The sequence below is a fragment of the Rhizobium sp. AC27/96 genome, assembly GCF_001692325.1.
Taxonomy (GTDB): Bacteria; Pseudomonadota; Alphaproteobacteria; order Rhizobiales; family Rhizobiaceae; genus Rhizobium.
Genome location: NZ_LXKN01000027.1, coordinates 1 through 777 on the forward strand (window position 1 = coordinate 1; position 777 = coordinate 777).

1 pseudogene is annotated in these 777 nt (G+C 57.9%); it reads right to left on the minus strand.

Annotation, left to right across the window (positions count from 1 at the left end):
• A pseudogene (locus A6U86_RS20930) lies at positions 1 to 777 on the minus strand (IS3 family transposase); the annotation flags it as partial.

A 777-nucleotide genomic window follows, 5' to 3' on the forward strand; every position in this document is an offset into this window, starting at 1 on the left:
AACAGCCTGGTCTCGCGCGCGGTGTATGCACTGCCGTTATCAGATAGATGTTCTATTGCATGGGGGGCGCTGGTTGCGCCGAAGCGCTTTTCGACGGCCTCCAACATCATGTCTCGAATGTCGGAACCTGATATCCCGGCATTAGCGACGGCTGCCCATGAGATAATTTCCCGGTCAAACGCATCGATGATGAACGCGAGGCGGACCACCTCGCCATTCCAGCAGGTGAACTCAAGGCCATCCGAGCACCAGCGCAGGTTAGACAGCATCACCATGACCTTGCCGTCGTGGACACGGCCTATTCGCGCCGCCGTGTGTGTCTCAAGGATCATAGCGTGATTGGCCATAATGCGATGAACTCGCTTGCGATTGACGACGGGCAGATCGGCGGCTCGCCGCTGCCTGTTGAGAAGGGCAGCGATCCGCCGATAGCCATAGGTCGGCCGAGCATCCACGAGTTTACGAATGGCGGGCAGCAGCTTGTCATCGTCCGCTTTGAGGTATGATCCACGCGGCTTGCACTTGCCTTTAAGGCGCTCCGCCAGATTGGACCGCGATACGCCAAGGACGTCAGCCACGGTCTTCATCGGGAACCGTCCTTCGGCAACAAGATCGGCCGCGATATCGGTTTTTTTGAGTGGGCTTTGGAAAGAGCTTCGCGGAGAATCTCGTTCTCCAACGTCTTGCGCCCGAGGATACGCTCAAGCTCGCGCACTCGATCTTCCAGCTTCTTCACCTCGGAATTGCCGATCACTGGCTCGTCAGAATCCACGGCCA